At 42.5% G+C, this 1,899-nt stretch carries 2 pseudogenes; one reads left to right on the top strand and one right to left on the bottom strand.

What is annotated here, in order from left to right:
* Positions 1-1,304, bottom strand: a pseudogene (locus ACFIL7_RS03390) (hemagglutinin repeat-containing protein); the annotation flags it as partial.
* Between the two features lie 354 nt (positions 1,305-1,658).
* On the opposite strand from ACFIL7_RS03390, the pseudogene ACFIL7_RS03385 reads away from it, so the two are divergent.
* Positions 1,659-1,766, top strand: a pseudogene (locus ACFIL7_RS03385) (exonuclease); the annotation flags it as partial.
* Positions 1,767-1,899: the final 133 nt, after the last annotated feature.

Genomic DNA, 1,899 nt, shown 5'->3' with positions numbered 1-1,899 from the left:
ACATTCATTGAAGCGCTTTGCGTGTGGTTTTCTGTGCTTTGCGTATTTTGCGCACTTTCAAAGATGATATCTTTACCTGCTCCCATGGTGATATTCCCGCTCTGTTCATCATTGCTTTGCATCGGGTTTGTACCAGCAATAATATCGGCTCCAACACCATGGATGCTGCCTTTGTGGGCTTGCATATTAACAGCGCGTCCTGCTTCTATTGTACCTGTTACCGCAGTAGAGGTCTGAACAGAGGCTTCTGCCTTCTCTGTCTTAAAGCCCACGGTTACGCTAGCAGAAACATCAGCAATATCACGAATAGACTGTTTGTTTCCACCTTTCATCCCATTATAAAGACCTTTGCCTTTGCTATAGAGATCATAGCCTTTTAGACCAGCAATAAGACCATTACCGATTTTGTGTTTTGTATCCCCATGACCAAAACGTTTGACTGCATCCTTTACATCTTTTACGGCACCAAGAATACCCACATTGACAGAGCCTGTCACACCAGCAAAAGACTTTTCATGCTTTTCTTTTGCGTTAGAGGTATCATAGCTTTCTGATAGGGTGATATTATTGCCGGCATCAATGTTGACATCACGATCCGCCGAAACAATGGCTGCTTGCATATTTACATCATTGTCAGCAGTAATCTGCACATCTTGGCGTGCCGTGATGTGTGATTGTGTGGAAGTATTTTCCCATTGATCGCCGGTATCTTTGGCGCTTGCAATTCCAACCCCCAAGGAAGCACCGCTGTTGCTCTTTTCAAACTGAAACCCAAAGCCTTCCCGTTCTTCCTTTGAGCTTGCCCTATGGCTATTATGACCAACAAGCACATTCACATCATGCGCTGCGGTAAGATTAACATTTTCCCCTGCAAGATCAGAGCCAACAATTTTCACATCTTTTTTCTTGGCAGTGATGGTGATATTACCATCCGCATTGAGAGATGAACCTTGATGCTCAAAACTCTCTTCATTTTCTGTCTTTCCCTCACTCCCGTATATCGACACAAAGCCCTTGCCTGATCCCACACCAAAACCTGTTTCATGCTCCTCTGAATGGCTTTTATGATGATCTGTCATGCCATCAATCGTCACATTTTCTCCGCTCACATTGATATCTTGACCGGAAAGCAGATGAGAAGCAGTGATTGTGGTCTCTTTGTCCGATTGTGTGATAATGTTGCCCGTTGCCCCCAAATTGGTCAGCACACCAGCGTGGATATCGGCATTTCCCCCCGCTTCTATAGTGCTATAATGGTTATCAATGGTATCAGCGTTAATGATGAGATTGCCACTAGATTGTATCATTCCTTGACGAGTAGGCGAAAATTCTTGCGTGACAGTTTTCTGTATCATGTGAGATAAATTATTCCATCGGTACCCTTGAAAAAAAAGCGAACTTTCACTCTCTTCATTCCAAGTAAATGCCTTGTATACTATCCCATCTTCTAAAGTTATCTTACCATAAGTTTCCTCTTTGTTGAGCAAAGAATTTTTAAAGTGAAAATCACATATGTTTTCTGAACATTCAACTTCCTCATAGGAAACGGCCCACATTTTTACCCTCAACTCATTTGCTACACTTGTTGTATGATACAAAATCGCATTTTCAATTGAATCAAAGCATTCTGGTTTTTGGAATGCGATGGTGACTTCTTCCGTTTTTTCCGTGATGATCAACAAATTGAACAGATCAATCAAGCTGTTGAAACCTTTTTAGCAGAGATAGAACAAGAGATACAACAACTCTCAACAAAAGCTGCTTAACCTTATGGGGGTGTTTTGTTCCCCGCATATCTACGAGCACCCCCACCCTTCCTAACACTTTCAAGTAATGCGTGATTCACGCCACACGTGAATTGCATCTCAATGTAAGGAGAAAAGATATGGCGCCTCGTCC

Origin of the sequence: Bartonella sp. AP3QHHD (assembly GCF_042195765.1) — a bacterium.
Classification (GTDB): Bacteria; Pseudomonadota; Alphaproteobacteria; order Rhizobiales; family Rhizobiaceae; genus Bartonella.
Note: the sequence above shows the minus strand (reverse complement) of the source record. Positions and strands in the feature narration are given on the sequence as shown.